This window comes from Paenibacillus sp. FSL H7-0756, from assembly GCF_038006765.1.
Lineage (GTDB): Bacteria > Bacillota > Bacilli > Paenibacillales > Paenibacillaceae > Paenibacillus_AQ.
This window is the reverse complement of sequence record NZ_JBBOVT010000002.1, coordinates 331,935-357,578: the sequence shown is the minus strand read 5'-3', so window position 1 is coordinate 357,578 and position 25,644 is coordinate 331,935. Positions and strand designations below refer to the sequence as shown.

27 protein-coding genes are annotated in these 25,644 nt (G+C 51.6%); 3 read left to right on the top strand and 24 right to left on the bottom strand.

Features of this window, described 5'->3' with window-relative positions:
• Window positions 1-34: 34 nt before the first annotated feature.
• The 8 genes from NST04_RS18305 to NST04_RS18270 all read right to left on the bottom strand — a co-directional run bounded on the left by NST04_RS18305 (window position 35) and on the right by NST04_RS18270 (window position 8,855).
• Window positions 35-823 carry a TIGR01457 family HAD-type hydrolase gene (locus NST04_RS18305; protein WP_341185509.1) on the bottom strand — a complete coding sequence of 263 codons (789 nt, stop codon included), beginning with the start codon at window positions 821-823 and terminating at the stop codon, window positions 35-37.
• A gap of 293 nt (window positions 824-1,116) precedes the next feature.
• Window positions 1,117-2,067 (bottom strand): ribonuclease Z, encoded by a 951-nt coding sequence (rnz, locus tag NST04_RS18300; RefSeq protein WP_341185508.1) that lies wholly within the window; start codon window positions 2,065-2,067, stop codon window positions 1,117-1,119.
• Between the two features lie 235 nt (window positions 2,068-2,302).
• Window positions 2,303-5,680, bottom strand: coding sequence for a methionine synthase (gene metH / locus NST04_RS18295; RefSeq protein ID WP_445667947.1), 3,378 nt, complete (start codon window positions 5,678-5,680; stop codon window positions 2,303-2,305).
• A 169-nt stretch (window positions 5,681-5,849) separates the two neighbouring features.
• The gene (locus NST04_RS18290; RefSeq protein ID WP_341185506.1) at window positions 5,850-6,278 is read right to left on the bottom strand and encodes a FixH family protein; all 429 of its coding nucleotides are present in this window, start codon (window positions 6,276-6,278) and stop codon (window positions 5,850-5,852) included.
• Between the two features lie 445 nt (window positions 6,279-6,723).
• On the bottom strand, window positions 6,724-7,509 hold the full coding sequence (locus NST04_RS18285; RefSeq protein WP_341185505.1) for an HAD family hydrolase: 786 nt from the start codon (window positions 7,507-7,509) through the stop codon (window positions 6,724-6,726).
• A gap of 35 nt (window positions 7,510-7,544) precedes the next feature.
• Complete coding sequence (locus tag NST04_RS18280) at window positions 7,545-8,072, bottom strand: hypothetical protein (protein WP_036695464.1); 528 nt, start codon at window positions 8,070-8,072, stop codon at window positions 7,545-7,547.
• Between the two features lie 47 nt (window positions 8,073-8,119).
• Window positions 8,120-8,329: a DUF896 domain-containing protein gene (locus NST04_RS18275; RefSeq protein ID WP_036695465.1), complete on the bottom strand. Its 210-nt coding sequence runs from the start codon at window positions 8,327-8,329 to the stop codon at window positions 8,120-8,122.
• Window positions 8,330-8,438: 109 nt separating this feature from the next.
• Window positions 8,439-8,855, bottom strand: coding sequence for a LysM peptidoglycan-binding domain-containing protein (locus tag NST04_RS18270; protein WP_341185504.1), 417 nt, complete (start codon window positions 8,853-8,855; stop codon window positions 8,439-8,441).
• Between the two features lie 197 nt (window positions 8,856-9,052).
• On the opposite strand from NST04_RS18270, the gene lexA reads away from it, so the two are divergent.
• Together lexA and NST04_RS18260 are read left to right on the top strand one after the other, a co-directional pair.
• Window positions 9,053-9,679, top strand: coding sequence for a transcriptional repressor LexA (gene lexA, locus NST04_RS18265; protein WP_036695466.1), 627 nt, complete (start codon window positions 9,053-9,055; stop codon window positions 9,677-9,679).
• Window positions 9,680-9,867: 188 nt separating this feature from the next.
• Window positions 9,868-10,206 carry a L,D-transpeptidase gene (locus NST04_RS18260; protein WP_341185503.1) on the top strand — a complete coding sequence of 113 codons (339 nt, stop codon included), beginning with the start codon at window positions 9,868-9,870 and terminating at the stop codon, window positions 10,204-10,206.
• A gap of 79 nt (window positions 10,207-10,285) precedes the next feature.
• Here NST04_RS18260 and NST04_RS18255 read toward each other — a convergent pair whose 3' ends face one another.
• The 4 genes from NST04_RS18255 to NST04_RS18240 all read right to left on the bottom strand — a co-directional run bounded on the left by NST04_RS18255 (window position 10,286) and on the right by NST04_RS18240 (window position 11,553).
• On the bottom strand, window positions 10,286-10,504 hold the full coding sequence (locus tag NST04_RS18255) for a hypothetical protein (RefSeq protein WP_036695468.1): 219 nt from the start codon (window positions 10,502-10,504) through the stop codon (window positions 10,286-10,288).
• A 110-nt stretch (window positions 10,505-10,614) separates the two neighbouring features.
• Complete coding sequence (locus NST04_RS18250) at window positions 10,615-10,836, bottom strand: hypothetical protein (RefSeq protein ID WP_036695469.1); 222 nt, start codon at window positions 10,834-10,836, stop codon at window positions 10,615-10,617.
• A 93-nt stretch (window positions 10,837-10,929) separates the two neighbouring features.
• On the bottom strand, window positions 10,930-11,289 hold the full coding sequence (locus NST04_RS18245) for a hypothetical protein (protein WP_341185502.1): 360 nt from the start codon (window positions 11,287-11,289) through the stop codon (window positions 10,930-10,932).
• A 15-nt stretch (window positions 11,290-11,304) separates the two neighbouring features.
• A complete protein-coding gene (locus tag NST04_RS18240; protein WP_341185501.1) occupies window positions 11,305-11,553 on the bottom strand; it encodes a hypothetical protein in 249 nt (82 codons plus the stop codon).
• A 697-nt stretch (window positions 11,554-12,250) separates the two neighbouring features.
• Here NST04_RS18240 and NST04_RS18235 point away from each other — a divergent pair.
• On the top strand, window positions 12,251-12,649 hold the full coding sequence (locus tag NST04_RS18235) for a hypothetical protein (RefSeq protein WP_341185500.1): 399 nt from the start codon (window positions 12,251-12,253) through the stop codon (window positions 12,647-12,649).
• 380 nt (window positions 12,650-13,029) lie between these two features.
• Here the strand turns inward: NST04_RS18235 and glnA are convergent, their stop codons facing one another.
• From glnA to NST04_RS18175, 12 genes are all read right to left on the bottom strand, one after another.
• Complete coding sequence (gene glnA / locus NST04_RS18230; protein WP_036724635.1) at window positions 13,030-14,358, bottom strand: type I glutamate--ammonia ligase; 1,329 nt, start codon at window positions 14,356-14,358, stop codon at window positions 13,030-13,032.
• 29 nt (window positions 14,359-14,387) lie between these two features.
• Window positions 14,388-14,798, bottom strand: coding sequence for a MerR family transcriptional regulator (locus NST04_RS18225; RefSeq protein ID WP_019910684.1), 411 nt, complete (start codon window positions 14,796-14,798; stop codon window positions 14,388-14,390).
• A 260-nt stretch (window positions 14,799-15,058) separates the two neighbouring features.
• The gene (locus tag NST04_RS18220) at window positions 15,059-15,592 is read right to left on the bottom strand and encodes an AAA family ATPase (protein WP_341185499.1); all 534 of its coding nucleotides are present in this window, start codon (window positions 15,590-15,592) and stop codon (window positions 15,059-15,061) included.
• Window positions 15,593-15,652: 60 nt separating this feature from the next.
• Entirely contained in the window at window positions 15,653-16,906 is a 1,254-nt protein-coding gene (locus NST04_RS18215; protein ID WP_341185498.1) for a methionine gamma-lyase family protein, read from the bottom strand.
• Window positions 16,907-17,080: 174 nt separating this feature from the next.
• Window positions 17,081-18,370, bottom strand: a complete 1,290-nt coding sequence (hflX, locus tag NST04_RS18210) for a GTPase HflX (RefSeq protein WP_341185497.1) — start codon at window positions 18,368-18,370, stop codon at window positions 17,081-17,083.
• A gap of 32 nt (window positions 18,371-18,402) precedes the next feature.
• Window positions 18,403-19,377 carry an AAA family ATPase gene (locus NST04_RS18205; RefSeq protein ID WP_341185496.1) on the bottom strand — a complete coding sequence of 325 codons (975 nt, stop codon included), beginning with the start codon at window positions 19,375-19,377 and terminating at the stop codon, window positions 18,403-18,405.
• 90 nt (window positions 19,378-19,467) lie between these two features.
• A complete protein-coding gene (locus NST04_RS18200) occupies window positions 19,468-20,124 on the bottom strand; it encodes a YdcF family protein (protein ID WP_341185495.1) in 657 nt (218 codons plus the stop codon).
• Between the two features lie 3 nt (window positions 20,125-20,127).
• Window positions 20,128-20,682, bottom strand: coding sequence for a DUF402 domain-containing protein (locus NST04_RS18195; protein WP_076079356.1), 555 nt, complete (start codon window positions 20,680-20,682; stop codon window positions 20,128-20,130).
• Between the two features lie 158 nt (window positions 20,683-20,840).
• Window positions 20,841-23,492 (bottom strand): transglycosylase domain-containing protein, encoded by a 2,652-nt coding sequence (locus NST04_RS18190; RefSeq protein WP_341185494.1) that lies wholly within the window; start codon window positions 23,490-23,492, stop codon window positions 20,841-20,843.
• Window positions 23,493-23,631: 139 nt separating this feature from the next.
• The gene (gene hfq, locus NST04_RS18185) at window positions 23,632-23,871 is read right to left on the bottom strand and encodes an RNA chaperone Hfq (RefSeq protein WP_036695479.1); all 240 of its coding nucleotides are present in this window, start codon (window positions 23,869-23,871) and stop codon (window positions 23,632-23,634) included.
• A gap of 19 nt (window positions 23,872-23,890) precedes the next feature.
• Window positions 23,891-24,871: a tRNA (adenosine(37)-N6)-dimethylallyltransferase MiaA gene (gene miaA, locus NST04_RS18180; RefSeq protein ID WP_341185493.1), complete on the bottom strand. Its 981-nt coding sequence runs from the start codon at window positions 24,869-24,871 to the stop codon at window positions 23,891-23,893.
• Window positions 24,861-25,640, bottom strand: coding sequence for a class I SAM-dependent methyltransferase (locus tag NST04_RS18175; protein ID WP_341185492.1), 780 nt, complete (start codon window positions 25,638-25,640; stop codon window positions 24,861-24,863). Before NST04_RS18175 ends, miaA begins: the two co-directional genes overlap by 11 nt.
• Window positions 25,641-25,644 lie beyond the last annotated feature (4 nt).

Below are 25,644 nucleotides of genomic sequence, written 5' to 3'. Positions count from 1 at the left end.
CCCTTCTTGGATGGTCAAAAGGTCACCTTTGTCATTATACACCGAGCAGTACCATAAGTTCAGCTAAATCAGCACAAATTTCATCAGGCTTGACTCCGGTCAGCTGCTGGTAATGCTCCAGATTATCCCTGGTGGTAAGTCCCGTTAGCACCAGCACAGTCCGGCAGCCTGCATTAGCCCCCGCCAAAATATCCGTTCTCATATTGTCGCCCACCATCACCGCATCCTCCGGCTTGATGCCGAGCAGAGATGTCGCATACGTCACCAGGTGCGTTTCGGGTTTGCCAATGACCACAGGCGCTACCCCGCTGGCTGCTTCAATAGCTGCACCTATCGTACCGGCACCAGGCATCACTCCATCATCGGATGGGAGCATCAGGTCGGGATTGGTCAGGACGAATCTCGCCCCTTCCCGGATCCAGCGCGAGGCACGGGCCAGAGCTTCGTATGTAAAAGAACGGTCGATCCCCTGCACGACAACCTGCGGATGCTCGGTGACCAGGGTTAGCCCTGCCTCCGTGCAGGCTTCCACCAGCCCCTCTTCTCCAAGTATCGCCACGGTTGCTCCAGGAGATTCTCCGGCAATATAACGGGCCGCAGCCAGGGATGAAGTGCAGACCTCCTCAGGTCTTGCTTCAATACCCATTCCGCGTAAATGTTCAGCTACACTGGCTGGTGTTCTTGAAGAATTGTTCGTCACATACAGGAACGGAATCTCCGCTGCCCGAAGCGCCGCGATCAGCCGCTGGGCCCCGGGAATCATTCTTCCGCCATGATACAAGGTGCCGTCCAGATCAATTAACAAGCCTCCGATATTGTTCATAAGTCCTCCTGTTAACTCGAGCTAAGTGATTCATCCTATATATTATTAATCCTATGAACTATATTTCAGAGCAGCGGCAGCTTCTCATGGAAGCGCGCTGCGAATGGATTTATTGCCCGCCTGCCTGCGATTTTTAACCGCTTTGTTTCGGCATTTTCTCTACTGCTTCGTACGCTTATTCCTTAGGTTTTACTTTAAATTTAACGTTCTTCGTCGAACGCTAGCGAACTCCTGCAGCCCCCGGCTATTTTTGGCACAGCCCTGTCATTTCCTGCGCTTTCCCGGAAAATAATTCAGTCCGCAGCGTCATTTCCCGGTGTTCTCCGGTAGACCGGGAAGGTGCAGAATTCCTCCGCCAGCAGTGTATTCGGGAAGATCTCCTGCGCTTCCTTCAGCAGCGGAGCGAGCTCCTCCTGCGAAGTGTAACGCGAGCTGAAATGGGTCAGCAGCAGCTCAGCCCCGCCTGCCTCCCTTGCCAGTTCCGCAGCCTGCTGTGCCGTACTGTGATGATATTGATGAGCCATATCCGCCAGTTCATGGGCAAACGTGGCCTCATGAATAATCAGATCGGCATCCTGCGCCAGCGGCAGTGACCCCGCACAAGGCCGGGTATCTCCCAGAATAACTACGATACGTCCGCGCTTAGGCGCATGAATCACCTCAGCCGCCCGGATCAGCACGCCTTCATCGGTAGTGATATCCTCGCCCTTTTTTAACCGGCCATACAGCGGTCCCGGCTTCAGTCCATAGCTCTTCAACAACACTGTATTCAGGTTACCCGGGCTGTCCTTCTCTGTAACCCGGTAACCATAGCTGTCAATCCGGTGCTCCAGCAGTCCCGCTTCCACCTTAAAGGTCTCATCCTCAAAAATCACCCCGCCGCTGTGCTCCACAATCTCCAGCTTATATGGAATGCGGGACTGGCTGACGGACAGCGATATGTCCAGATAGGCCTTGAGCCCGGGAGGTCCGTACACCGTAAGCGGTGAAGTCCCGCCCTGGTAGCCCCTGCTGGAAATGAGTCCGGGCAATCCAAACAGATGATCACCGTGCAGATGGGTGATAAACAGCTTCTCCAGCTTGCCCAGCCGCAGCGGCGAGCGCAGCACCTGATGCTGTGTCCCTTCCCCGCAGTCGAACATCCAGAAGGTGCGCCGTTCTTCAAGCAGCCGGAGTGCAACCGACGTCACATTGCGCTGCAGCGTCGGCACCCCGGCATTCGTTCCGAGAAAATAGATTTCCATTATGCCCCTCCTCTCTCTCGCCCTGATGTCTTTATTATTTTTTGAGATCTTGACCGTTCTTATGACAAGAATTCTACTCTGTTTTGGCTGCAAAAGCATCTTTTCAAGTGGAATCGGCTTTGCCGTATATCGTGAACATATACATTCTTATATTTGCAGCAAAAAACCTCCCGGTAACGGGAGGTTCCGAAAAGTCGGGGCAAAGCCCCTTCCGGCCGGTTAATCTGCGGAAGGCTTAGAGCTTCTCCACATTGAAATACTGCGCTTCCGGGTGGGCAAAGACCATTGCCGAGACCGAAGCCTCCGGTTCCATCATGAAGCCCTCAGTAAGCTGCACGCCAATATCCTCAGGCTTCAGGAGCTTGAACAAAGGCCCCTGATCCTCCAGATCCGGGCAGGCCGGGTAGCCGAAGGATACCCGGATCCCCTGGTAACGTGCGCCGTGTCTTTGCTTCATGGTCATATCTGCCGGGTCCGGGAACCCCCAGGTGTCGCGCATCATATGATGGACACGTTCAGCCAGACCTTCTGCGACCTCAAGAGCGACTGCCTGCAAAGCATGGGAGCGGAGATAATCTCCCTTATCCTTAAGCACCGTCGATAATTCACGGACGCCATGGCCCGCAGTAACCACCAGGAAGCCTACATAGTCCATGACTCCGCTCTCCACCGGCTTCAGGAAGTCTGCAAGGCAGAGATGCGGCTCCACATTCTGGCGCGGGAAGGTGAAGGTATGCAGCACCTTAGCCTGATCCTGCGGATCATAGATCAGAATGTCATTCCCGCGTGACTGGGCCGGGAAGAACTGGTACATCGCATGCGGCACGATCGTGCCTTCGAGCATCGCCTGATGCAGAATATCATCCACAGTCTCTTTCAATTCTACTGTACGCGGGTCACGCGCTGCCAATTGCGCCTCTACAGAACCGCGCAGGCCGAGATGATGGCCGAGCAGCATCTGCATATTCACATAAGGAATCACATGTCCCAGCGGATAATTACGCAGGACATGACGCTCCAGATCAGGCGGGATGAACACTGGGGCATCTGCCGAGATCTTGGAGCGGACCGCACGGGTCAGCTCGGGAAGCGGCGCTTGCGGAGCGACAGCTACAGCAGCCTCAGCCTCCTGGCGGACCTCCTCCTCAATCTTCACCCGCTCCAGCGGATTCATCAGCCGGTTGGCAATATCCAGACCATCCATGGCATCCTTCGCGTATAAGACGAGACCGTCATATTCGGGACGGATTCGGGTCTTGGTGAATTTGCGGGTCAGAGCTGCGCCGCCCACCATAATCGGCACATCAATACCGGCGGACCGCAGATCCTGCGCAGTCAGCACCATCTGCTGCGCCGACTTCACCAGCAGTCCCGACAAGCCGATGGCGTCGGCCTTTTCCTTGCGGAAGGCCTCAATAATATTCTCTGGCGGAACCTTGATCCCCAGATTGACGATCTCATAACCGTTGTTGGAGAGAATAATCTCAACCAGGTTTTTGCCGATATCATGCACATCACCCTTGACGGTCGCAAGCATGATTCTCCCCTTAACCGAAGTCTCATCCTTCTGCATGAACTGCTCCAGATGGCTTACAGAGGCCTTCATGACCTCCGCACTCTGGAGTACCTCTGCCACGATTAATTCATTGTTATTAAACAGCCGTCCGACCTCAGACATCCCTGCCATCAGCGGTCCATTAATGATCTCCAGCGGCGGCGAGGTCTTCAGCGCTTCATCCAGATCCGGGATCAGTCCCTCCTTGGTGCCTTCAACCACATAGGAAGCAAGACGCTCCTCCAGAGAGAGATTGGAGATCTTCTCCTTCTTCTCTACCTTTTTGCCGCGAAAAGCTGCTACGAACGCAGACAAGGTATCGTCGTTCGTATTATAGATCAGCTCTTCAGCGAGCTTGCGCTCCTCTTCAGGGATCGATGCATACCGCTCCACCTTCTCGGTGTTCACAATGGCATAATCCAGCCCGGCCTTAGTGCACTCGTACAGGAATACCGAGTTCAGCACCTCGCGGCCGGCTTCCGGCAGACCGAAGGAGACATTGCTGATGCCGAGAATCGTGTGAACAGCCGGCATGGCCTCTTTAATCAGACGGATACCGTCAATCGTCTCCTTCGCAGAGCCGATATACTGCTCATCCCCTGTTCCAACAGGGAACACCAGGGTATCGAAAATCAGATCCTCGGGAGCCAGACCGTATTTGTTGACCAGCAGATCATAGGAACGTCTGGCAACCTCCAGCTTGTCCTTAGCCAGGATGGCCTGACCGGTCTCGTCGATGGTGCCTACAACAATCGCTGCTCCGTATTTATGAATCAAAGGCGTAACATGCTCGAATTTCTCTTCACCATCTTCAAGGTTAATGGAGTTAATGATCGCTTTGCCCTGACAATATTGCAAGGCCAGATCAATGACCTTCGGGTCCGTCGTATCGATCATTAACGGCACCTTGACCTTCTTCACCACCAGCTCCAGGAACCGCATGATATCTTCCGTCTCATCCCGGTCCGGGTCCTGCACACAGACATCAATGACCTGTGCGCCGCTCTTCACCTGGGCACGGGCAATCTCCGAAGCTTCCTCATATTTCCCCTCAACGATTAGACGCTTGAACTTCCGGGAACCGAGGACATTGGTCCGTTCACCGACCATATATGGACGGTTCTCACTCTCCACATACACCGGCTCAATCCCCGACAAAGCCGGAGGATGCTGGCCGTCCAGCTTACGCGGCGGGTAGGCTGCCATGACCTCAGCCATCGCCCGGATATGCTCCGGCGTGGTTCCGCAGCAGCCGCCGGCAATATTCAGCCAGCCCTTCTCAGCGAAGCCGCCCAGCTTACGGGCCAAGGAATCCGGGGATTCATGATAATTCCCGTTCTCATCCGGCAGACCCGCATTCGGGTAGCAGCTGACAGCTGCTGAAGAGATCGCGGAGAGCGAACGGATGTGATCACGCATGAACTCCGGTCCGGTGGCACAGTTCAGTCCGATAGATACCGGCTTCAGATGCTCCAGTGAAATATAGAAGGCTTCTATATTCTGTCCGGCCAGTGTGGTTCCCATAGGCTCAATGGTCCCCGAGATCATCACCGGCAGCGTAATTCCGCTCTTCTCAAAGGCGTTACGGATGCCAATGCTTCCAGCCTTCACGTTCAGGGTATCCTGGGATGTCTCCAGGAGCAGTGCATCCACCTTACCGTCGATCAGCGCAACCGCCTGTTCTTCATAGCTGTCTATAAGCTCCTTGAATGTGACTCCCCCGGTGACAGAGAGCGTTTTCGTGGTCGGACCCATAGCTCCTACCACATAACGCGGGCGCTGAGGTGTATCATATTTATCAGCGGCATTACGTGCAAGTCTCGCGGCCGCAAGGTTAATCTCCCGGGCACGGTCCTGAATATCATATTCAGCAAGCACCACTGAGGTGGCACCGAAGGTATTCGTCTCGATCAGATCCGCACCGGCCTCCAGGTATTTCTCATGAATGTCCTGAATAACCTCCGGCCGGGTCAGGACCAGCATTTCATTACAACCATCCAGGTCATCCCCGCCGAAATCCTCGCCGGTGAGCGGCACCTGTTGAATCATGGTACCCATAGCTCCATCCAGTATCAATATGCGCTGCTGCAAGCTCTCAGCAAGTGTGTATTTGGCCACTTTCCATCCCCCCAGTGAAACATTAGAGTAATTTTAGCAGAATAAAGGGATTTCGGAAAGCCTTCCTTTCCACCCTGCATTATTTGTATTTCTATTGATTTCATTCCTATTACGGCGCTACCACAAGATTCTTGCTTGGCATGGAATGCTGTGTCCGGGCAGTCACATGTGAAGTGACGCTGAATTCGCCCGCCTCTTCAAAGGTATGTTCCCCGACATAAGCCCCTTCTCCGGCACTTTCACCCTTGATTTCAACCTTCTTGGTCTTATCTGTGGACTCATTTACCTCAAACATAACTTCTCTAGCATCATCTACCGGTTCACCGTCCTGTGTCACCACAGCCTTGAAGCTAACTGCCGTCCCTGCGGTTACTTCCTCCGGAGTCCAGCTCAGCTCCACTTTAATCGGTGACATGGAGGAATTGGCCGCTGCCTGCATCTGCATCTGCATCTCATCTTCCTTATTCCCCGAGCATCCGGCTAGTGTCATCCCCATCACAATACATATAAGTCCCCTGCGCATTCTTGGCTTCATCATCTGAAGTCCTCCCGGTTCATAGGTAGATTCTTCTTCATTCATGAAACATATCAAGCATGAAACATATCAAATCTATATTACAATGAAAGTCAGATCTCTGCTCTCCTTATTATACACATTTTATTCAATTTGCCTTAAAAAAGCTGCATGATTCACTCATGAACATGAGAATAGTCATATCTTTGATTCAAAGTGTTTGTATTGGGATTGCCGTGACTCCAAAGAATGTTTGGCCCTCCGGCCGCTGTTGTTCCCAGATTTCTTGAATTAAACCGCTGCTAGCGGTTGAAATCCGGTAACAAAGGCGGACGCTAACGCTCCTACAGTTCCAAAATTCTCCTCCGCCACTTTTCCCTTTACAGTATATTTTCAAGTTCAAACAATATAGCAGATACATAAAAAAGCCAATACCCACTAAATAGGATACTGGCTTCATAGAATTCAATTATAGGGAGTCTACCAGCGGCAGTAGCTCGGAGAGATGGCTGATCTGGTAATCCGGCGTAATCTCCGGGTCCGAAGCTTTCGCATTCCGGTTGATCCAGACTGTGGTCAGTCCGGCAGACAATCCGCCAAGAATATCTGTCGTAAGCTTATCGCCCACCATGATCCCTTGCTCTGGAGCAATATCCAGCAGTCCGAGCGCATGCTCGAAGATTCCCTTGTCCGGCTTGCCTTTGCCGAAGCTTCCCGAAATCACAACATGGTCAAAATACGGAGTAAGCTCCGGCACACCGTCCAGCTTCTCCTGCTGAAGTGCCGGACAACCGTTCGTCAGCAGCAGCAGCTTGACCTTACCGCGCAACTCGTTCAGCACCTGAAGCGTCTCTTCATAGATATAAGGACGGCTGCGGCGCTCAGCGGCGAACTTGTCAGCCAACTGTGCAGCCAGCGCTTCATCCTCTACCCCGAGTGCGGCGAGGCCGCGGCGCCAGGATTCCTTACGGTAGACAGGGGCAAGCTGTTCCAGTTGACGGAACTCCGGCTGTTCACCGGCAGTGAAATTCGCCCATAGCGCTTCAAATGGGTTAATACCGATTAGCTTGGTGAACGGATATGTCTCATAGGATTCATAGAGGGCACGGGCTTCTCTGCGTACAGCAGCTTCCAGCTCCTGCGGATCAACGGAATCTCCAGCCGCCTCACAAGCATAGCGGAAGGCTTCTTCCACGCTGCGGTCATCCCACAGCAGAGTATCGTCAAGGTCAAATAGTACGGCGGTAATCGGCATTAGTTCTCCCACTCCCTATATGCTGGTCTGTCTTCCTATTCGTGCACTAGTTCAATATTGTTGTTCTTGGCGAACTGCTCCAGACGTTCCCCCATCGCAGCGGTGTCATAACGGTTAATCAGCTTGGAGAAAATCCACTGCTTGCGCTTACCCTTATACTTAATGGTAACTACACTGCGCGATAAAGTGATCTTCTCAATATCCGCCGCAGCCAGGAAACGTTCGCGGTTGTATTTAATAGTAGAGATACGCGCACGCTCAACCTTAAGGAACGGACGGCGGAAGAACAGCAGCGCAGCGAGCAGGAAGTACAGCACTACACCCAGCCAGTTGGCCAGAATACCGCTTCCTTTAGCTTCGTCAATCGAGCCGACCACCCAGAACATGATGCCAAGCAGCATCAGTACTACGGGGAATACAATATTGCGGCCTTTGAAAATATCGATGCTTTTCGCGGCAGTCTTAGTGCTGGAAGTGTAAATAGAGTCCTTCCCCTGCTTCTTTCTTTGCTGGTTAATTTGCTTCGTGTTGCGTTGAACCATTCTTTCCCAAGAACGGGCCATGTAAGTTCCCCCTAGTCATCCTGTATTATCTATGAAAAGGCAACAGGCTAATGCTTAAGTCCATTATTGCCCTCTTCATGCTCCGGATTGTCCACAATTTCGATAGTATCAAGCTGGGCCCGAAAGTTAGTGCGGATATTCCCCAGGTAAATCTCGCGGAGCTTGGCACGTTCAGCCAGTTCCTCTTCATTCAGGCCGCCGTTCTTAGCTTTGCGTGCCAATTCATTGATGCGTGCGACCAATTCGTCAATATTCAATACGTTTCCCTCCCTCTAAATTCATTTTAACTTTGCCATGAGAAAAAGAGCTTGTCAAGGTCTACCCCCTGAAAGCTCTCCGAGTCGATCATTAGTCTGACACAATCCTTCAATATAAAGGTAAAGTCAGAATATCTCCGGCCTTAATGACGCTGTTCTCCAAATGATTCGTCTTCATTATTCCTTCTATATATACGGCTGTCCTCATGTCCTCAGGCTTGTTACTTAACGCAATGCTCCATAAGGTATCTCCGCGTTCGACTACGATCCGCTTATCCGGCTTCAGTGAAGAGACCGAACCGGCAAAAACATTCCCCACTACAGTGAATCCAGAAATGACAAGCATCAGCACCAGGACCATCTTCATCAGGCTGACCTGACGGAATAGTGATGATAGCGCAGCGAGACTATGAAGAATCTTGTCCTTGACCTTGGTTACATTACTATGAGCAATTGGATTACCGGGAGCGGACACCTTGATATCGTCATTATTGTAGATGCTGTTGTATGTACTATACTTTAACATGATCATCATCCTCCAAACACATGTTCTTGCTTTCGAAAATAATATAACACGAACATGTGTTTCGAACAAGAGTTTTTTCGGAACATTTGTTCTCTTTATTTCCGTTCTCGTTTTTTCCTCATTTTAGAACTTATGTTTGTACGAACGGAAGTTCTATGTTATAATTTTCCCAAACATAGTATATGGGGTTGATACCGATGTCAAAGATTTCTAGTCGTCAGCTGGCGATCCTGGAATTTATACGTAATGAAGTCCGCAGCAAGGGTTATCCTCCGTCTGTCCGCGAGATTGGCGAGGCTGTCGGCCTGGCCTCCAGTTCTACTGTGCATGGGCACTTGGACCGGCTTGAGAAGAAGGGCCTGATCCGCCGTGACCCTACGAAACCGCGTGCGATTGAATTGCTCGGCCAGGAAGATTCAGAGAATGTGCATCAATTCGTCCAGACCGTTACCCGCATCCCGGTAGTGGGTAAGGTTACAGCTGGTGTTCCTATTACTGCAACAGAGAATATTGAAGATTACTTCCCGTTGCCTGCTCATTATGTAGGCGATAACAAGGTATTTATGCTTTCTGTCCTTGGTGACAGTATGGTGGATGCCGGAATTATGAATGGGGATTATGTCATCGTACGCCAGCAGCAGACTGCCGACAACGGCGATATTGTTGTAGCGATGACCGAAGAAGATGAAGCAACGGTCAAGACCTTCTACAAGGAACGGGATCATATCAGGCTGCAGCCGGAGAATCCGGCGTACGAGCCTCTCCGCCTTAACCGCGTTACGATTTTGGGCCGGGTCATCGGATTATTCCGCGATATCCACTAATCTACTCCCCGCTTAAGAACAGGCTGCTCCGCACCATGCGAAGCAGCCTGTTTTCTGTTCATTTCATTTCGTAAAGTGGCCAAAAAGCAGAGCGCGAACAAATGTTTGTATTCTGCTTTTTGGCCACTTTTTCTGTGAACCGCTGTACCGCTCCGCACATATCCTGATATAAAGGAGTGCTGATCTGTATGCCCAATTATCGAATTATCGTCGATCTGTCACAGCGCATGTTGTACCTGCTGGATAATGACGTTGTCACCAGAGGCTTCCCTGTCGGCATCGGCAAAATGTTAACCGTCTCGCCTGTAGGCGAATACACCATCATTAACAAGCAGCCCAATCCGGGCGGCCCGTTCGGTGCCTTCTGGATGGGACTGTCCAAGCCGCATTACGGCATCCACGGAACCAATGACCCATCCTCCATCGGCCACATGGTCTCTCACGGCTGTATTCGTATGTATAACGCAGATGTACTGACTCTGGCCGCCCTCGTTCCCATAGGTACCCGTGTCACCATCCGGGAATAGGAACGTCACAAAAACCCTTGAGACGCCAGATTGCGCCCCAAGGGTTCCTGTGACTCCTATAAATTAGAGCGGATACAGACTACAGCACACTTCTCAATAGACGGATAGCCACCGTATTCAAACGGATGGCCTCGCGGATTGATTCTCTGGCTGCCAGCAGCTCTCTTCTGGCCCGCGAACCTCTAGGCACTCTGCGCAGATTCTCATTGATTTCTTCCAGTCTCTCCAGCAGGACAGCCCGCTGTGTCAGCAGGACATTAATGGCTCTGCGAATCCGGTTACGTTCTCTTTGGCTCATCTTTACACCTCTTTTACACTTAGATAGTATAAGAGATGCCAAGAATCGCTCCAAAGCTTGTGTGATTCGGCAGTAATGTTAGAGCTGCAAGCAGCGGACAGGTAATCTGCTTACTTTTTGTTCAACCGCACCCGGAATTCAAATTCATCGCGTCTATAAGTCATTCCGGCCAGCACTATGTACTCCGGTGTCCATTTCTGTACAGGTCCGGCATAATCAGCAATCACATGCGGTTTGCCATCAACCAGCTGAACGACGTAGACCTGTACCTGTGCCAGTGCGGCAGCGAATAGATCAGCATCACTGGACAGTACTTTATAAGCCGTATTCAACTTCGTTCCTCCTTGTTCCACAACCATGATAATAGATTTACCCCAACAATCTATTCAATTATACCGGGTTATGGAACAATATGTAAACCATAATTAGAGCTTGATAAAAAGGATTTTGAACAATCCGATATACTTCTTAGTAGCCCCGCCATCCCCGGTAAAAAAATTGGTATTCTTAAGGTCCGGTACACTGAATACTGAGAACAAAATGTAGTTATCCCTCTTGGTCAAAGACTCAATTACAGGCTGGGCCACCAGCTTGCTAATTCCGTCTCCTATTTCCTGATCTAGCGTATTCTCCAGATTCTTTACAGAATATTCACTGAAAGCTTCCTTCCCCGGATTCGTAACAGCCATCACAATCAGAACTAGGATAAGGACCAGTAACGACTTACCGCCAGATCTCCTGCGGACTCTGCGTGCAGGACTTGGCGTATCATAACGCGAATTCATTCTTTTCCCCCTCAGCTACAGAATATACAGCATCTCTTGCAACAGGACTCCCAGCGGATTCAACATCATCCGGTACACGAACAGCATCCCACCTGTAATTCCACTCACGCCGACATCAACGCTGCTCCAATCCCACACCGGCGGAGGCGGCGCATCCAGCCCATATTGCTCCACAAGCCTTTCTTGGGTCTCTGCAGGCACAGCCACTCCTTCAGCTCCTGCCACCTGACCCATCAACGTCAGCACCAGCATCAGCGAAAGCATAATCTTATATGTATTCTTCATCATCCGCTCCCATGTCTGCCACTAGAATTCTCTTCTGGTTAAGTATATAGGAGATGGAATAGTATGTAAAATGATTTGATTTGGAGTTTTAATTCCTTTATATTATGATGTAAGGGCTTTGCTCCGTCTTCATCTTCACTCTCTCCCCCACACTAAAAATCGGGAGAGTTTTTTTATTTAGGAGGTAAATGTATGAACGGAAATAAAGTTATCCTCATTCTTCTGTCCATATCCATACTCGGTATACTCCTTTACTTCGGAATAGCTTATGGATTGCTATGGTATGCCTTCCGTTCCTCGGTTCCTATTGAAGAATAATCTAAGAACATCGGAGGACATTGTGAAGAAATATAACAGATCTGAAAAAGTCATTATTGGAGTGCTGCTTGGCATGACGGCTGTGCTATTTTTGGGAAGCCTGTTTTTTTGGTATGTCTTCAGCACAATATAAAACAACTCCGTCGCGCTCAGGTGGGGACTATTAGCCCCTTATTTATGGTGGCTTGGTTTATTCATGACAAAAAAATAGAAGGCAGGAAAAGCTTCCTGGCCTTCTGTGTTTGTACATATTTCTATGAAGTAATAATATCATTGATATAGTAGATCGTTTTACGAATCAGTGAACCAACCTACTATAACGTTGCTTAGTTCTTGTAATATAAACGGAGGTTATAATGTGGCTAAATTAAAAGACTATTATAACAGTAATAAGTATTTGAATATGAAATTTGTTTATTATGATAATAGACCTGATCAAGGCTGTAGATTTATAGTATCGAATACTGAAGATGGAAACAGCATGACTAGTGAAGTAGGATGGACTAATTTTACATTAAACAAATTTATTGAGATGCTCAATAACTTCCCGATGGATTCTTATGATGGATATTTCTCACATTATGATGAATCGTTTGAATGGAAATGGATACAACAACCTGATAAAGAAGTATTTTTGCTCACGGTTTTTTCCTCAGCCAAAGAATTTTCTTATTACAGCAGCATTAAAGACATTAAAAAATTTGGTGAAGCAGTTCTTAAGGATATTAACCTTGCTCAAAAATTCGATTCAATCTAAAGGTTCATTGCTGCGCTTGGTGATTCTGTCGGAACGATGGACTTCGGCCTTGACCTATACTTCTCTCATTTCACCTCAGACTTTCAAACAGTGGCCCTTTATCCAGTGAAGTAATGCCATTTCCCACAGCCTGGGCAAGCCCACTGACCTGAACCGTCCGCATAATAACCTCATGATTGGCAGATCCAATCCGGTACACTCCTAAGCTTCAATTCCAGTCGCTTAGAGAAATATGAAGCCCACATGAAATCAATCCTCGAATAAACACCCACCAGTATTTGTGGGCATTTTGTGGGCACTATTAATTTTGGCCCCTACTGTTCCCGCCAACCAAACACAAAAAAGCCCCCAGCGCGTATAGCGCCGGGGGCTGCTGTATCCTAGTAAAGCGTCATGTACTGATCTCTTTCCCACTCGTGGACCTGGGTGCGGTAGATATCCCATTCGATTTCCTTCAGCTCGTAGAAGTGGGCCAGGGCGTGTTCGCCGAGGGCTTCTGTGATCACGTGGCTGCGGATCATTTCGTTCAGGGCTTCCTTCAGATCGGCTGGCAGACTTGGGATGCCTTCTTCGATCCGCTCTTCTTCAGACATCACATAGATGTTACGGTCGATAGGAGCTGGAAGATCGAGCTGACGCTTGATTCCATCCAGACCTGCCTTCAGCATAACAGCCAGTGCAAGGTAAGGGTTAGCTGCTGGGTCCGGGTTACGAACCTCAACGCGTGTGCTAAGTCCTCTCGAAGCCGGAATACGGATCATCGGGCTGCGGTTACTTGCTGACCAAGCTACATAACAAGGTGCTTCATAACCAGGCACCAGACGTTTGTAAGAGTTGACAGTCGGGTTAGTGATCGCTGCAAAAGCACGTGCGTGCTTCAGAATCCCTGCCATGTAATAACGGGCAGTCTTGCTAAGGCCCAGCTTATCGCTCTCATCGTAGAACATATTCTCTTTGCCTTTGAACAGGGATTGGTGAGCGTGCATACCAGATCCGTTCATACCAAACAGTGGCTTAGGCATAAAGGTTGCATGCAGGCCGTGATGGCGGGCTACCGTCTTCACGACAAGCTTGAAGGTCTGAATCTGATCCGCTGCCTTGATAGCATCGGCATATTTGAAGTCAATTTCATGCTGGCCGGAAGCCACTTCATGGTGGGAGGCTTCAATTTCAAAGCCCATTTCTTCCAGTGTCAATACGATTTCACGGCGGCAGTTCTCCCCAAGATCCATCGGCGCAAGATCGAAATAACCACCCTGGTCATTCAGCTCTGTAGTCGGATTGCCCTTCTCATCTGTTCTGAACAGGAAGAATTCCGGCTCTGGTCCAACATTCATAGCGGTGAAGCCCATTTCTTCCGCTTCCTGCAGACAACGCTTAAGGATACCGCGCGGGTCTCCGGCAAACGGCGTGCCATCCGGCATGTACACATCACAAATCAGACGTGCCACACGGCTGTCAGTCACCCAAGGGAAGATAACCCAGGTGCTCAGGTCCGGATACAGATACATGTCGGATTCTTCAATCCGTACATAACCTTCGATGGAAGAGCCATCGAACATCATTTTATTGTCGAGTGCTTTTTCAAGCTGGCTTACAGGAATCTCTACATTCTTGATTGTTCCCAGCAAATCGGTGAATTGCAGGCGAATAAACCGGACGTTCTCGTCCTTGGAAATGCGCAGAATATCCTCTTTAGTAAAGCTCACGTTACCCTCTCCCTTTCAACAGCTCTATATTATTTATTAAAAAACCGGGATAGCTCACCTTGGATTAGAGACACTTGTCCCGGTCTTTTACCGGAAACCAGCTCCTGCTTCAGCAGACGGTGAAGCTGCGAATCAGACAACTCTCTACGTCTCACCTCTGTATCAGGGGTAATAACCGTAGCTTCTTCAGATTCCTTCGAGACAGGATTCATCACCTGCTTGATGCCGGCAATGTTAACACCCTTCTCAATCAACGCCTTGATCTCAAGCAGACGTTCCACATCATTAAAAGAGAACAAACGCTGGTTGCCGGAGGTACGTGCAGGTACGATCAGGCTGTGCTGCTCATAATAACGAATCTGTCTGGCGGATAGATCAGTTAACTTCATTACGATTCCAATAGGAAATAATGCCATATTTCTGCGGATTTCATCACCCATGACTCATCCAACCTTCCAATGATCTTTTTCTCATCTCATTGTACATTTCCTTATATGGCGTGTCAATGGTATGTGAGTTTTTCTCACAAGATTTCTTTCACCCATTGTGAGATTAAGAGATCAAAGTGTCAGATGCATGAAATTTGGTTTCCCGAAGTATACCACATTGAGCAATCCTCACGCAAAATCACAGGCTGCGGCGAAGGCTGCAACAAGCCAGTATTCGGCTGTACAACCCTGGTATCCCGCTTCATGTCATGTTATGCTTCAATAATCCATTCCCCTTCACCCGTTGGCGTCTCAAATCCGTTCAGGAAACGGGTCAGAATCTCCCCGGTAATGGTGAATGCCGCATTGGCGTCAAACCGTGCGCTGCGGATGCGGAGCCTCCGGCGCAGCTCTACCGGCTCTACCTTAAGATAAACCAAGACCCACTGTCCGCCGTACTGCTCGATCAACTGTTTGTATTCGTCACGTCTTCGCTGCTGCCAAAAGCTGAAATCTATCACGACATGACGCTTCCCTGCAAGCAGCTCTATTAGCTCCTTGCGCAGCTTCTGTTCCGACTGCTCTTTGAAGGATTCATAAGCCTCTTCAGGGTAATCAATGCCATAACGGCCATGGGTGCTCCAGATATCCTCATCGATGGACAGCCGGACGAATCCCTCCTGCTCCAGCTTGAGCGCAAAGGTTGTCTTGCCCGATCCCGCTACTCCACACATCATTACAGCAACCGGAGCTGCATTCTCCTGCTTTCTCTGCAGCAAGCTTTCAATAGCTGTTGATTCCTCCAACGTACGACCCCCACTCCAAGTTTGATGCATAAACATCACGGTTTCTATGTCGCACTCATCCTACAACAGCTTGCGCTCCCTCATACTCTGCAAGGCCATTAAGACCCCGTATTTGACATGAGAATAGGTTAATCCGCCTTGCATATATCCGATATACGGTGCGCGGATGGGCGCATCTGCCGACAGCTCCAGGCTGCCGCCCTGGATGAATGTCCCGGCAGCCATGATGACCGGATGCTCATACCCCGGCATGTCCCAAGGCTCAGGCACGACATGGCTGTCTACCGCCGCTGCGCGCTGGATGCCCTGTACGAACGCAATCAGGTGCTCAGGTCCGTCAAAAGCCACCGCCTGGATCAGATCCGTACGCGGCTCATGCCAGGCAGGCTTGGTAGTGAAGCCGCAGCGCTGGAACACCGCCGCAGCGAAAATACTGCCCTTCACCGCTTGTCCCACCGTATGCGGGGCCATGAACAGACCTTGATACAGGCCGCGAGTCGTGCCCAGCATCGCCCCTACCTCGCCGCCGATTCCAGGGGCAGTCAGGCGGTAGGCCGCCAGCTCCACCAGATCTGCGCGGCCGCAGATATAACCGCCGGTCTCAGCGATTCCGCCGCCGGGATTCTTGATCAGCGAACCTGCGACGAGATCAGCGCCAACCTGCGGCGGCTCCAGCTTCTCGGTGAACTCTCCGTAGCAGTTATCCACGAATACGATGACATCCGGCTTCATGGCTTTTACCCGTGCTGCCATCTCGCCAATCTCAGCGACCGTGAAGGATGAACGCCAGTCATAGCCGCGTGAACGCTGGATTCCGATGACCTTGGTCTTGTCATTTATCGCTAAGGCGACCTTATCCCAGTCAACCTTACCCTCTTCTGTCAGCGCAGTCTCACGGTACCCGATGCCGAAATCGGCCAGAGAGCCGGTCCCGTCTCCGGGCTTGCCGACTACCTTATGCAGCGTATCATAGGGGCGTCCTGTAATATATAGTAGCTCATCCCCAGGCCGCAACACGCCGAACAGAGCTGTAGAGATCGTATGCGTTCCTGAAGCGAAATGCGGCCGGACCAGCGCAGCTTCCGCACCGAATACTTCGGCATAGACCAGATCCAGCACCTCACGCCCCCGGTCATTGTATGCATACCCGGTAGAGCCTGCGAAGTGAAAATCACTCACATGCTGACGCTGAAAGGCTTCGATCACCTTCCACTGATTATGATCCACAATCCGGTCCAGCGCCTTGACCGCGCCTTCGATTTCCAGCTCTGCAGCTTCCGCTGCCTGTAATAAATCCTCTGCAAATCCTGCCATGTCCCCTTCATCTCTCCTAACATTCTGTATAATGATGTCCCGCTTCTGCATCAGGGAAAACCCGCACAGCAAAGCCTGCCTGGATCAGTATCCAAAGCAGACTGTTGCCGTGCGGGGATATAGATACTTCATCTCTAACCAGCCAAATCAGCTTCAAATGGGTCAGATAAGCAATTATTGCGGCTCCACGAATTCAGCCAGCTTATAGCTCCATTTATCGTAATCCTCTTTGTTCAGCCGCACGTTATAGAGTACGTCGCTTCCGTCATAATCCTGTTCAAGCACCTCGCCCACCCGGTAGAGCAGTGAGGACAGATCGCCCCGGTCTCCGGGAATGCGGAAGATAAGAGTATCCCCGGCAAGCTGGTCGCTGATGATCTCCGTAATCCGTGAGAGGTCGTCCTCATTAAAAGCACTGATTTTCAGGAAGCCCTCTCCGGTCGGGAGCATCTCCAGCTGCTGCGGCTGACACAGATCGATTTTGTTGAACAATACAACCTGCGGCTTGCCTGCCGCGCCCAGATCCTGCAGAATAGTCTGAACGACCTCCATCTGCTCCTCACGCATCGGAGAAGAGGCATCCACTACATGCAGTACCAGATTGGCTTCATTCACTTCCTCCAGGGTAGCGCGGAAGGAGGCTACGAGATCATGCGGCAGATTCTGAATGAAGCCGACGGTGTCTGTAAGCACGACCTCCTTGCCGCCCGGAAGCTGAAGCACACGTGAGGTAGGGTCAAGGGTAGCGAATAATTGGTTCTCGATGTACACATCGGCATCTGTCAGCTGCTTCAGCAGTGTGGATTTGCCCGCGTTGGTATAGCCTACCAAGGCCACCTGAACCGCACCGCTCTTCCGGCGGTGTTCACGGTGCAGCTCACGCGTCTTGACCACCTCGTCCAGCTGGCGCTTCAGCTCGGTAATGCGGTCACGGATATGCCGGCGGTCCGTCTCCAGCTTGCTCTCTCCGGGACCTCTCGTACCGATTCCGCCACCCTGACGCGACAGATTCTTGCCTTGCCCGGACAGACGCGGCAGCAGATAAGACAGCTGAGCAAGTTCTACCTGGATAATCCCTTCACGGGTCTTCGCCCGTCCGGCAAAGATATCGAGAATCAGCTGCGTACGGTCAATGATTTTGAGATCCAGCGCCTCTTCCAGATTGCGCACCTGCGCCCCGGACAGCTCCTGATCGAAGATGGCGGTATTCGCGCCAAGCCCGTCAGCGGCCATCCGGAGCTCTTCCACCTTGCCTTTACCGATAAACCACCTGGAATCGGGGGTCTCCTTGTTCTGCCGCAAGACATCCAGCACCTCTACCCCGGCGGTCTCTGCTAATTGTACCAGCTCCTGAAGCGATAGCTCCGGGTCGATCCCGGTGCGTTTGATCTTGTCAGTCACCAGACTGACGAGAATCGCCCGGTCCTGCACTTCTGTCTCTGTGTCATGTGTTGTAGTTGCCATTCATTCCATGCTCCTCATCTATTCTTCCTGGACTATCCTTTGAAATCCTCGGTCCGCAGCGTCATTAGCTCCTGCTTACCCGGACTTGTACTCTCATACTGGTTCAAGAGCCGCACAGCCTGAGCGCGTACCGCCTTCTCAATACTGTTGCGCACATACCTTGCATTGCTGAAAGCATGCAGACTCTCTGTCTTCTCCATAAGCAAATGCTGCTTGAGTCTGAGTATGGCCTGCGGCATCAGAATATAATCACGGTCCTTGGCCATCAGCTCGGCAATCTGCAGCAGCTGGTCGATGGTATAATCGGGAAATTCAACCTGGATCGGAAACCGCGAGGGCAGACCCGGATTGCTCATCAGAAAATAATCAATCTCGCCGGAATACCCGGCCAGAATCAGAACAAACTGGCTGCGGTGGTCCTCCATCGATTTGACTAATGTGTCGATGGCCTCTTTACCGAAATCCTTATCTCCGCCACGGGCCAGACTGTAAGCTTCATCGATGAAGAGAATGCCACCGAGCGCTTTTTTAACGAGATCCCGCGTCTTCTGGGCAGTATGTCCGATATATTCGCCTACCAGATCTGCGCGCTCTACTTCAATCAGATGCCCTTTGCTGAGCACACCCATCCGCTGGAACAGCTTCGCCACAATTCGTGCAACTGTGGTTTTGCCTGTCCCCGGATTGCCCTTGAATACCATATGGTAGGCCTGGCCTCCGGTGGCAAGTCCGGCTTCACTGCGCATCTGGGCCACCTGCAGCAGGGCATAGATCTCAAAGACCAGTTCTTTGATGTTATCCAGACCTACAAGTGCATCCAGCTCCCGGCTCAGCTCCTGGAACAGTCCGCTATGGCTGCCGGGCTTAGGAGTTGCCGTACCGCCCGCGTGATCAGCCGGCAAGCCGGACACCGGGGCCGGAGCCTGATTATTCAGCACAATGTTAATCTGCCTGGACGGTCTGCGTTCTTCCCGTCCGCTGCTTGCCGCCGCTACATGTCCGTTCACCTAGTTCACCTCATTATACAGGTCTGACTTGCTCTAACCAGTCTATTCCAGTATAAAAGGCGTTATTAGCAGTTTTGAAAATTAGCAGATTTACAGCGACAGCTCCTGCAATTTCCATTTGGTGTAGGCCAGAATCTCGCGGGGCTTGTACTTAAGCATTGACATCACTTTAGACTCCGTGACGCCAAGCTCCGGGTTCTTATACCCCAGCTTACGCGCAATCTCCAAGGCGCGGCGGCCATGGAAATCATGGGTAATTACGACGGCTGAAGACAATCCTTCCTGCTGCATAATTGTCTTGCTGAACAGCAGGTTCTCGTAAGTGCTGGTAGACTGGTCCTCCAGATAGATCACCTTATCCGGGACTTCATGGGCAACCAGATACCTCTTCATACCTTCGGCTTCCGTGTATTTGTAGTCCGGCTGATCCAGCCCTCCAGAGACAACAAAATGGCTGAATGCACCAGACTTATACAGCTCAAGCGCATAATCCAGCCGTTCCTTCAGCCCCGGACTCGGTTCATCCCCCCACATCGACATCCCCAGAATGACTCCCGCGTCCGCCTTCACCATGGGCGAGGTAGTTGCTGCACTGTTAATTCTGTTAAAGACTACTCCGCACCAGATGAATCCGGCCACAATCAGTACCAGCAGCGATACCGTCAGTACCCTCTTCGTACGATGGTGGCGCCTCCGCGACACTTTGCGGATCGGGGATGAACCCCGTTGATAGACATACCAATCCATGATCTACTTCCTCCTAAATTCTCCGTGATGAAACAATTCGGCACGATGCTTCAGTGAAAGGGAGAAATACGGAAAGGCATGAGCGTCTATCGCACGCAGTATGGCATTGGCTGTTGACCAGGCTAACTGATAATCACTGTCCGTGATATCTTCCCGCTCCAGCGCTTCCTCCAGTTCATCCTCATCCAGCAAAAACACTTCACCATTCCACAGCACTACAACGTCCAGATACAGATCGTCGAACCAGGGAACCCCTTGATCCGTTACGCCCTGAACCTTGCAGGTGTCAATGTACCACTGCACAATATTTTGCCGTTCATCAAACATGGCCGTCACAATATAGTGGCTGTCCTTGGGAAAATACTGCAGCCATGAATATCCCTTGTCCGCAATGCGGTATGTATGCCTGCCGTAACTCTTCCATAGCGGCTCCTTCAGCCCGTATATAGTGTAGAGTGTGATATAACCGCTGAACTCCCGGGTCTCCACATAGCGGCAGGCAAAATGGCGGCGGGTAATCCTGCGCCAGTTGGCCCGGTCTCCGAATTTACGTTTCATATGAATAACCCTCTTCTGATAATGGTGCATTCAGCTTAACACATTTTGCAGAGACACTCAAAACAAGAAAACCCCGACATCCGGCAATTCTGCATCGTGCAGAGCTCCCGGAGCTGTCAGGGTGATCGTTAATGCTATGAATTTGACTTCATGTTATTCTAATGCACATTGCCGGGGCCTTCAACAAAACCGCTGCCCGGATCACTTGCCGGATCAGTTTCCGCATTCGGGTCAGGGATGATTCCGGGATCGACAGTACCGCTCGTCGCCTCCGGTGCCGGTGTCGGTAACGGCTCTGGCGTGGCAGGCGGCGGTGTCATCTCAGGCGGGGATGTGGCTGCTCCGCTGCCGTCCTCCCCTCCTTGACCATTGCCGTTATTGCCAGGACCATGGTTACCCGGTCCATTATTGCCGGAACCGTTATTTCCCGGTCCATTATCCGGCGGATTGCCGCCATTCTCGCCATTTCCGGAATTGCCGCCGTTATCGGGGTTATCCGTAGGCATATTCGGGTCAGGCGTTATCTCTGGCTCAGGGGTCTGAAGCTCATCCTGAACGGACACTGTTACAGTCTCGGACGGTTCGCTCTCCTGATCAAGCTCCTGATAGTATGCAGTCACATAATATTCATAAGACAGTCCCGGCATCGCACTGATGTCCCCTATATTGGAGGCCATGGTGTTCATGAGCGGGGTGAAATCTGTCTCAGACGTCTCGCGGCGGTAAATACGGTATTCCACCCCGCTGGCCGCAGCAGGGTTCCAGCTCATATTCACCGTCATCGTGGAAGGATCATACGCTGCCTGGAAGCCCGTCACCGTAGTTACCGCTTCAGGCGTCGGTGTAACCTCTACCTCTGGAACAGCTCCCTTCGGTACCGGGAACTGCTTGGCAGGTACACCTTCCAGCGCCTTCTCCATGACCTTACCCCAGAAGGCAGCAGCCAGCGGACTGCTGTTCTTCAGCAGATGGGTCTTGCTCGGCTTGTCATAGCCCATCCATACCGCTGCTGTCCATTCCGGCGTATAACCCACGAACCAGACATCCCGGTTCGAGCTGATGCCCTTATACCCGCTCTGCGTTGTACCGGTCTTACCGGCTACCGGACGGTTAATTTTCGCTTTTTTACCCGTACCGTCCTGTACAACACGCTGCATCATCTCAGTCATCTGATAAGCGGTCTGTTCACTCATCACGCGCTCAGGCTTAGTGTTCGCCTTGTAGACCGTCTTATCATCACTATCGGCTATCGACTTAATAGCATATGCTTCCCGCAGCTCTCCGCCATTGGCGAAGGCGCTGTAAGCCTGTGCCATCTCCATCGTGTTCGTTCCCTCACTCATCCCGCCGAGGGCGAGCGACAGGTTCTTGTCTTCATCCTTCAGGTTGATCCCCAGCTTCTTGGCGAACTGGAAGCCGGTATTCACACCGATCTCATTCAGCAGCCAGACCGCCGGAATATTCTCCGACTTCGTCAGCGCATCACTCATACTGATCGATTTCGAGTACCCGTGCAGATTGTTCGGACAATATTTGCCGAAGCACTGCTTCTCATTGCTCAGCATGGAATCATTCGTGAATTTGCCGGATTCCAGTGCCGGTGCATAGGATACCAGGGGCTTGAAGGCAGAACCCGGTGAGCGGCGGCTGCCGTCGATCCGGCTGTAGCCTTTTTTCTCATAGTTACGTCCGCCCATCAAGGCTACAACACTGCCATTCTCCTGATTCACAATAGTCATTGAGCCCTGGACCAGCTCATCGTCCACACTCTTCTCGAAGTTATCACTGTCGGCAAAAGCATCCTCAATCGTCTCCTGGGCATGCTTATCCATGGTTGTATAAATCTTATAGCCGCCAATGTTGAGATCATCCTCGGTCAGCCCGAATTTGTCCTCAGCCTCACCAATCGCATAATCGATGAATGCCTGGTAACGCTGCTTCTTCTCAGGCGGCTTGTAGTTGTAATCCACGGCCTTCGCCTCGTCCATCTGCTCCTTGGTAATCAGCTTCTGCTCATACATGAGTTGAAGCACTACGCCGCGGCGTTCCTTCGACAGCTCAGGGTTACGCAGCGGATTATAGCGGGACGGCCCTTTGGGCATTGCAGCCAGAGTGGCTATTTCCCACAGCTCAAGTTTATTCAGATTGCTTTCCCCGAAATAACGGATGGAAGCAGCCTTGATCCCGTAAACCGTTCCGCCGAACGGAATCCGGTTCAGGTACATCTTAATGATTTCTTCTTTGGTTTCTGTTTTCTCCAGTGCCACGGCAATCGAAACCTCGGTCGCCTTACGGAAGAAGGTCTTATCCCGGGTCAGGAAGATATTCTTTGCCAGCTGCTGGGTGATCGTACTGCCGCCTTCAACCATGCTGCGCGCCGCAATATCCTTGACAGCCGCGCGTCCGATGGACCAGAGATCCACCCCGTTGTGCTCGAAGAACCTTTTGTCCTCGGTGGCTACGAATGCGTCAATCAGCAGCTTGGGAATATCCTGGTATTCCACCGGGTCGCTCTTCTCCAGCGACAGCTCGCCGATCAGATTCCGGTTCCGGTCAAAAATCTGCGTCGGCGGGTTCACCGTCAGCTTATCCCTGTTCTCATCAAGCAGCTTCTGCCCGTTCAGCATGATGAACAAGTAACCGCCCAGCGCGCAAAAAATAGCCAGCGCAACTGAAAAAAACAAACTCCACAGCACACGTTTTTTGGTTAAGAACCTTTTCTTTTTTTTCTTCGGCTTCCCTTGGGAGCTAGACGGCTGACTTCCTCTGTTTCTATTGCCGCCGCTCCGGGTTAGTTGGTCTCTGGACATGCTGCCTCCTGACTCCCTTAACGGAAAAAACATAAATGATGTTCACGAATGAAAAGAACAACCTTCTCAGGTTGCTCTCTCGCACTCTCTATTCAAACGATTTATAAACAAAAAGGTTTCGCTTCAAAACAGTAAAATCTTAATTCTCGTTATTGTTGTCCTGCATCAGTGATACGCTTCGCTGCGGAGTAAACGTGGAGATCGCATGCTTGTACACCATCTGCTGGCGCCCGTCACTGTCGATGACAATGGTGAAGTTGTCGAACGCTTTGATAATTCCCCGGATTTGAAAGCCGTTGGTCAAATATACTGTAGCAGGGATATTCTCTTTGCGCAGCTGGTTCAAGAACGTATCTTGAATGTTAATGGACTTGTTCATATGACGTACCCCCAATGGTTCAATTAGATTGTTCAGAAGTATATTCAAGACCTGTAAGAAACTTTCCTGCTATTATACCATTTAATTTCGCAAAATTCTCAGAAAAGTTTTGGCTCTCCAGGATGTCAATCCACTGAATCTCCTTCATGTGGCGAAACCATGACAACTGCCGCTTGGCAAACCGGCGGGTATCACGCTTCAGCAGCACCACGGCTTCCTCAAGCGTCATTTCCCCCTCCAGATAGGCGGCAATTTCCTTGTAGCCCAGACCCTGCATAGACACAAGACTCCTGCCGTAGCCTTGATCCAGCAGCCGCTGCACCTCAGGCACGAGGCCATCCGCCAGCATCTGATCGATTCGCTCTTCAATACGTTTATATAGTATTTTCCGGTCCATTGTCAAACCGATCAGACATAAATCATAGGGAGACTCCTTGTTCTGGCCGGCCAGCGAGTCGGATAACGGGACGTTCGTCTGGTGAAAAATCTCCAGCGCGCGGATGATCCGCCTGCGGTCATTGGGATGCAGCCGCTCCGCGCTGGCCGGGTCCACCGCTGCCAGACGGGCATGCAGGGCATCAGCCCCATGCTCTTCGGCGTAAGCCTCCTGCTGCTCGCGGAACGCCTCGTCAGCCACTGCTTCAGAGAAGCGGAAGCCGTAGCATAACGATTCAATATACAGTCCTGTTCCGCCCACAATAAAAGGCAGCTTGCCTCTCGCGCTGATCTCCTCGATCAGCCTTGCCCCCTGCTCCTGGAATTCAGCCGTAGAATACGCATCCTGCGGATCATGAATATCAATCAGATGATGGGGGATGCCCTTCATCTCCTCAGGCGTAATCTTGGCCGTCCCGATATCCATCCCGCGGTAGACCTGCATTGAATCCCCGGAGATGATCTCGGCTCCGTGCGCTTCGGCCAGCTCCAGGCTCAGTCTGGTTTTTCCGACCGCAGTCGGTCCCAGCAGTACAAGCACTTTGCGTTTCGTCTCAATTGTCAATGGTAATCACCCCGTACGATGTTTTGGCATTGGCCCGCAGCAGCTCCTTGAAGCCGAGGCGGGTGAATTCTCCGCTCAGCGCCTTCTCCTTGAGCAGCACGGTCTTGCGTGCCACCCTGGTGGCCTCAGCCACGCTGTCAGCCGATAGCGCAGCAGAATTGGCGAATTGCCGCAGCGGCGAGATCGCTGCCGAATCCGTCAGCGGGACCCGGAACATCGGATCGAAGTAGACAATGTCGATGCTCTTGTCCGGCTGGGCCCGCAGGTATTCCAGATGGTCCCCGTGCCGCACATCAATACGGCGCAGCGCCTCATTCACCTTCACCTGGCCGGATACATACCCGCTCATCCCTTCCAGAAGGAGGGCGTACAGCGGCAGCGAGCTTTCCAGCGCCGTCACCTTGGAGGTCTCCCCTCCGGTGACAGCGAACAGCAGCGAATCCGCTCCCAGTCCGGCCGTGCAGTCCAGCACGCTGTCGCCGGGGACCATGCCTGAGGCATCGATCATGGGGTCCGGCTCACCTCTTAAGATTCTTTTGGCGCGGACAAAACCCATGCTGGGATGGAATTCCATCGGCGGTATTCCCGGTGTAATCAGCCGGACCGCCTCCTGGAGGACCACCAGAATCTGTTCATCCCCGTAATGCTCCACCAGCTTGCCCATCGAGAATTTCGCTCTCGGAGCATAGGCGCAGCCAGTGCGGTCCGCAAGCTCCCGGGCCCGGGCCACCACTTGCGGTATCGGGTCAAAGCCCGTCGTTATAATCATGTTG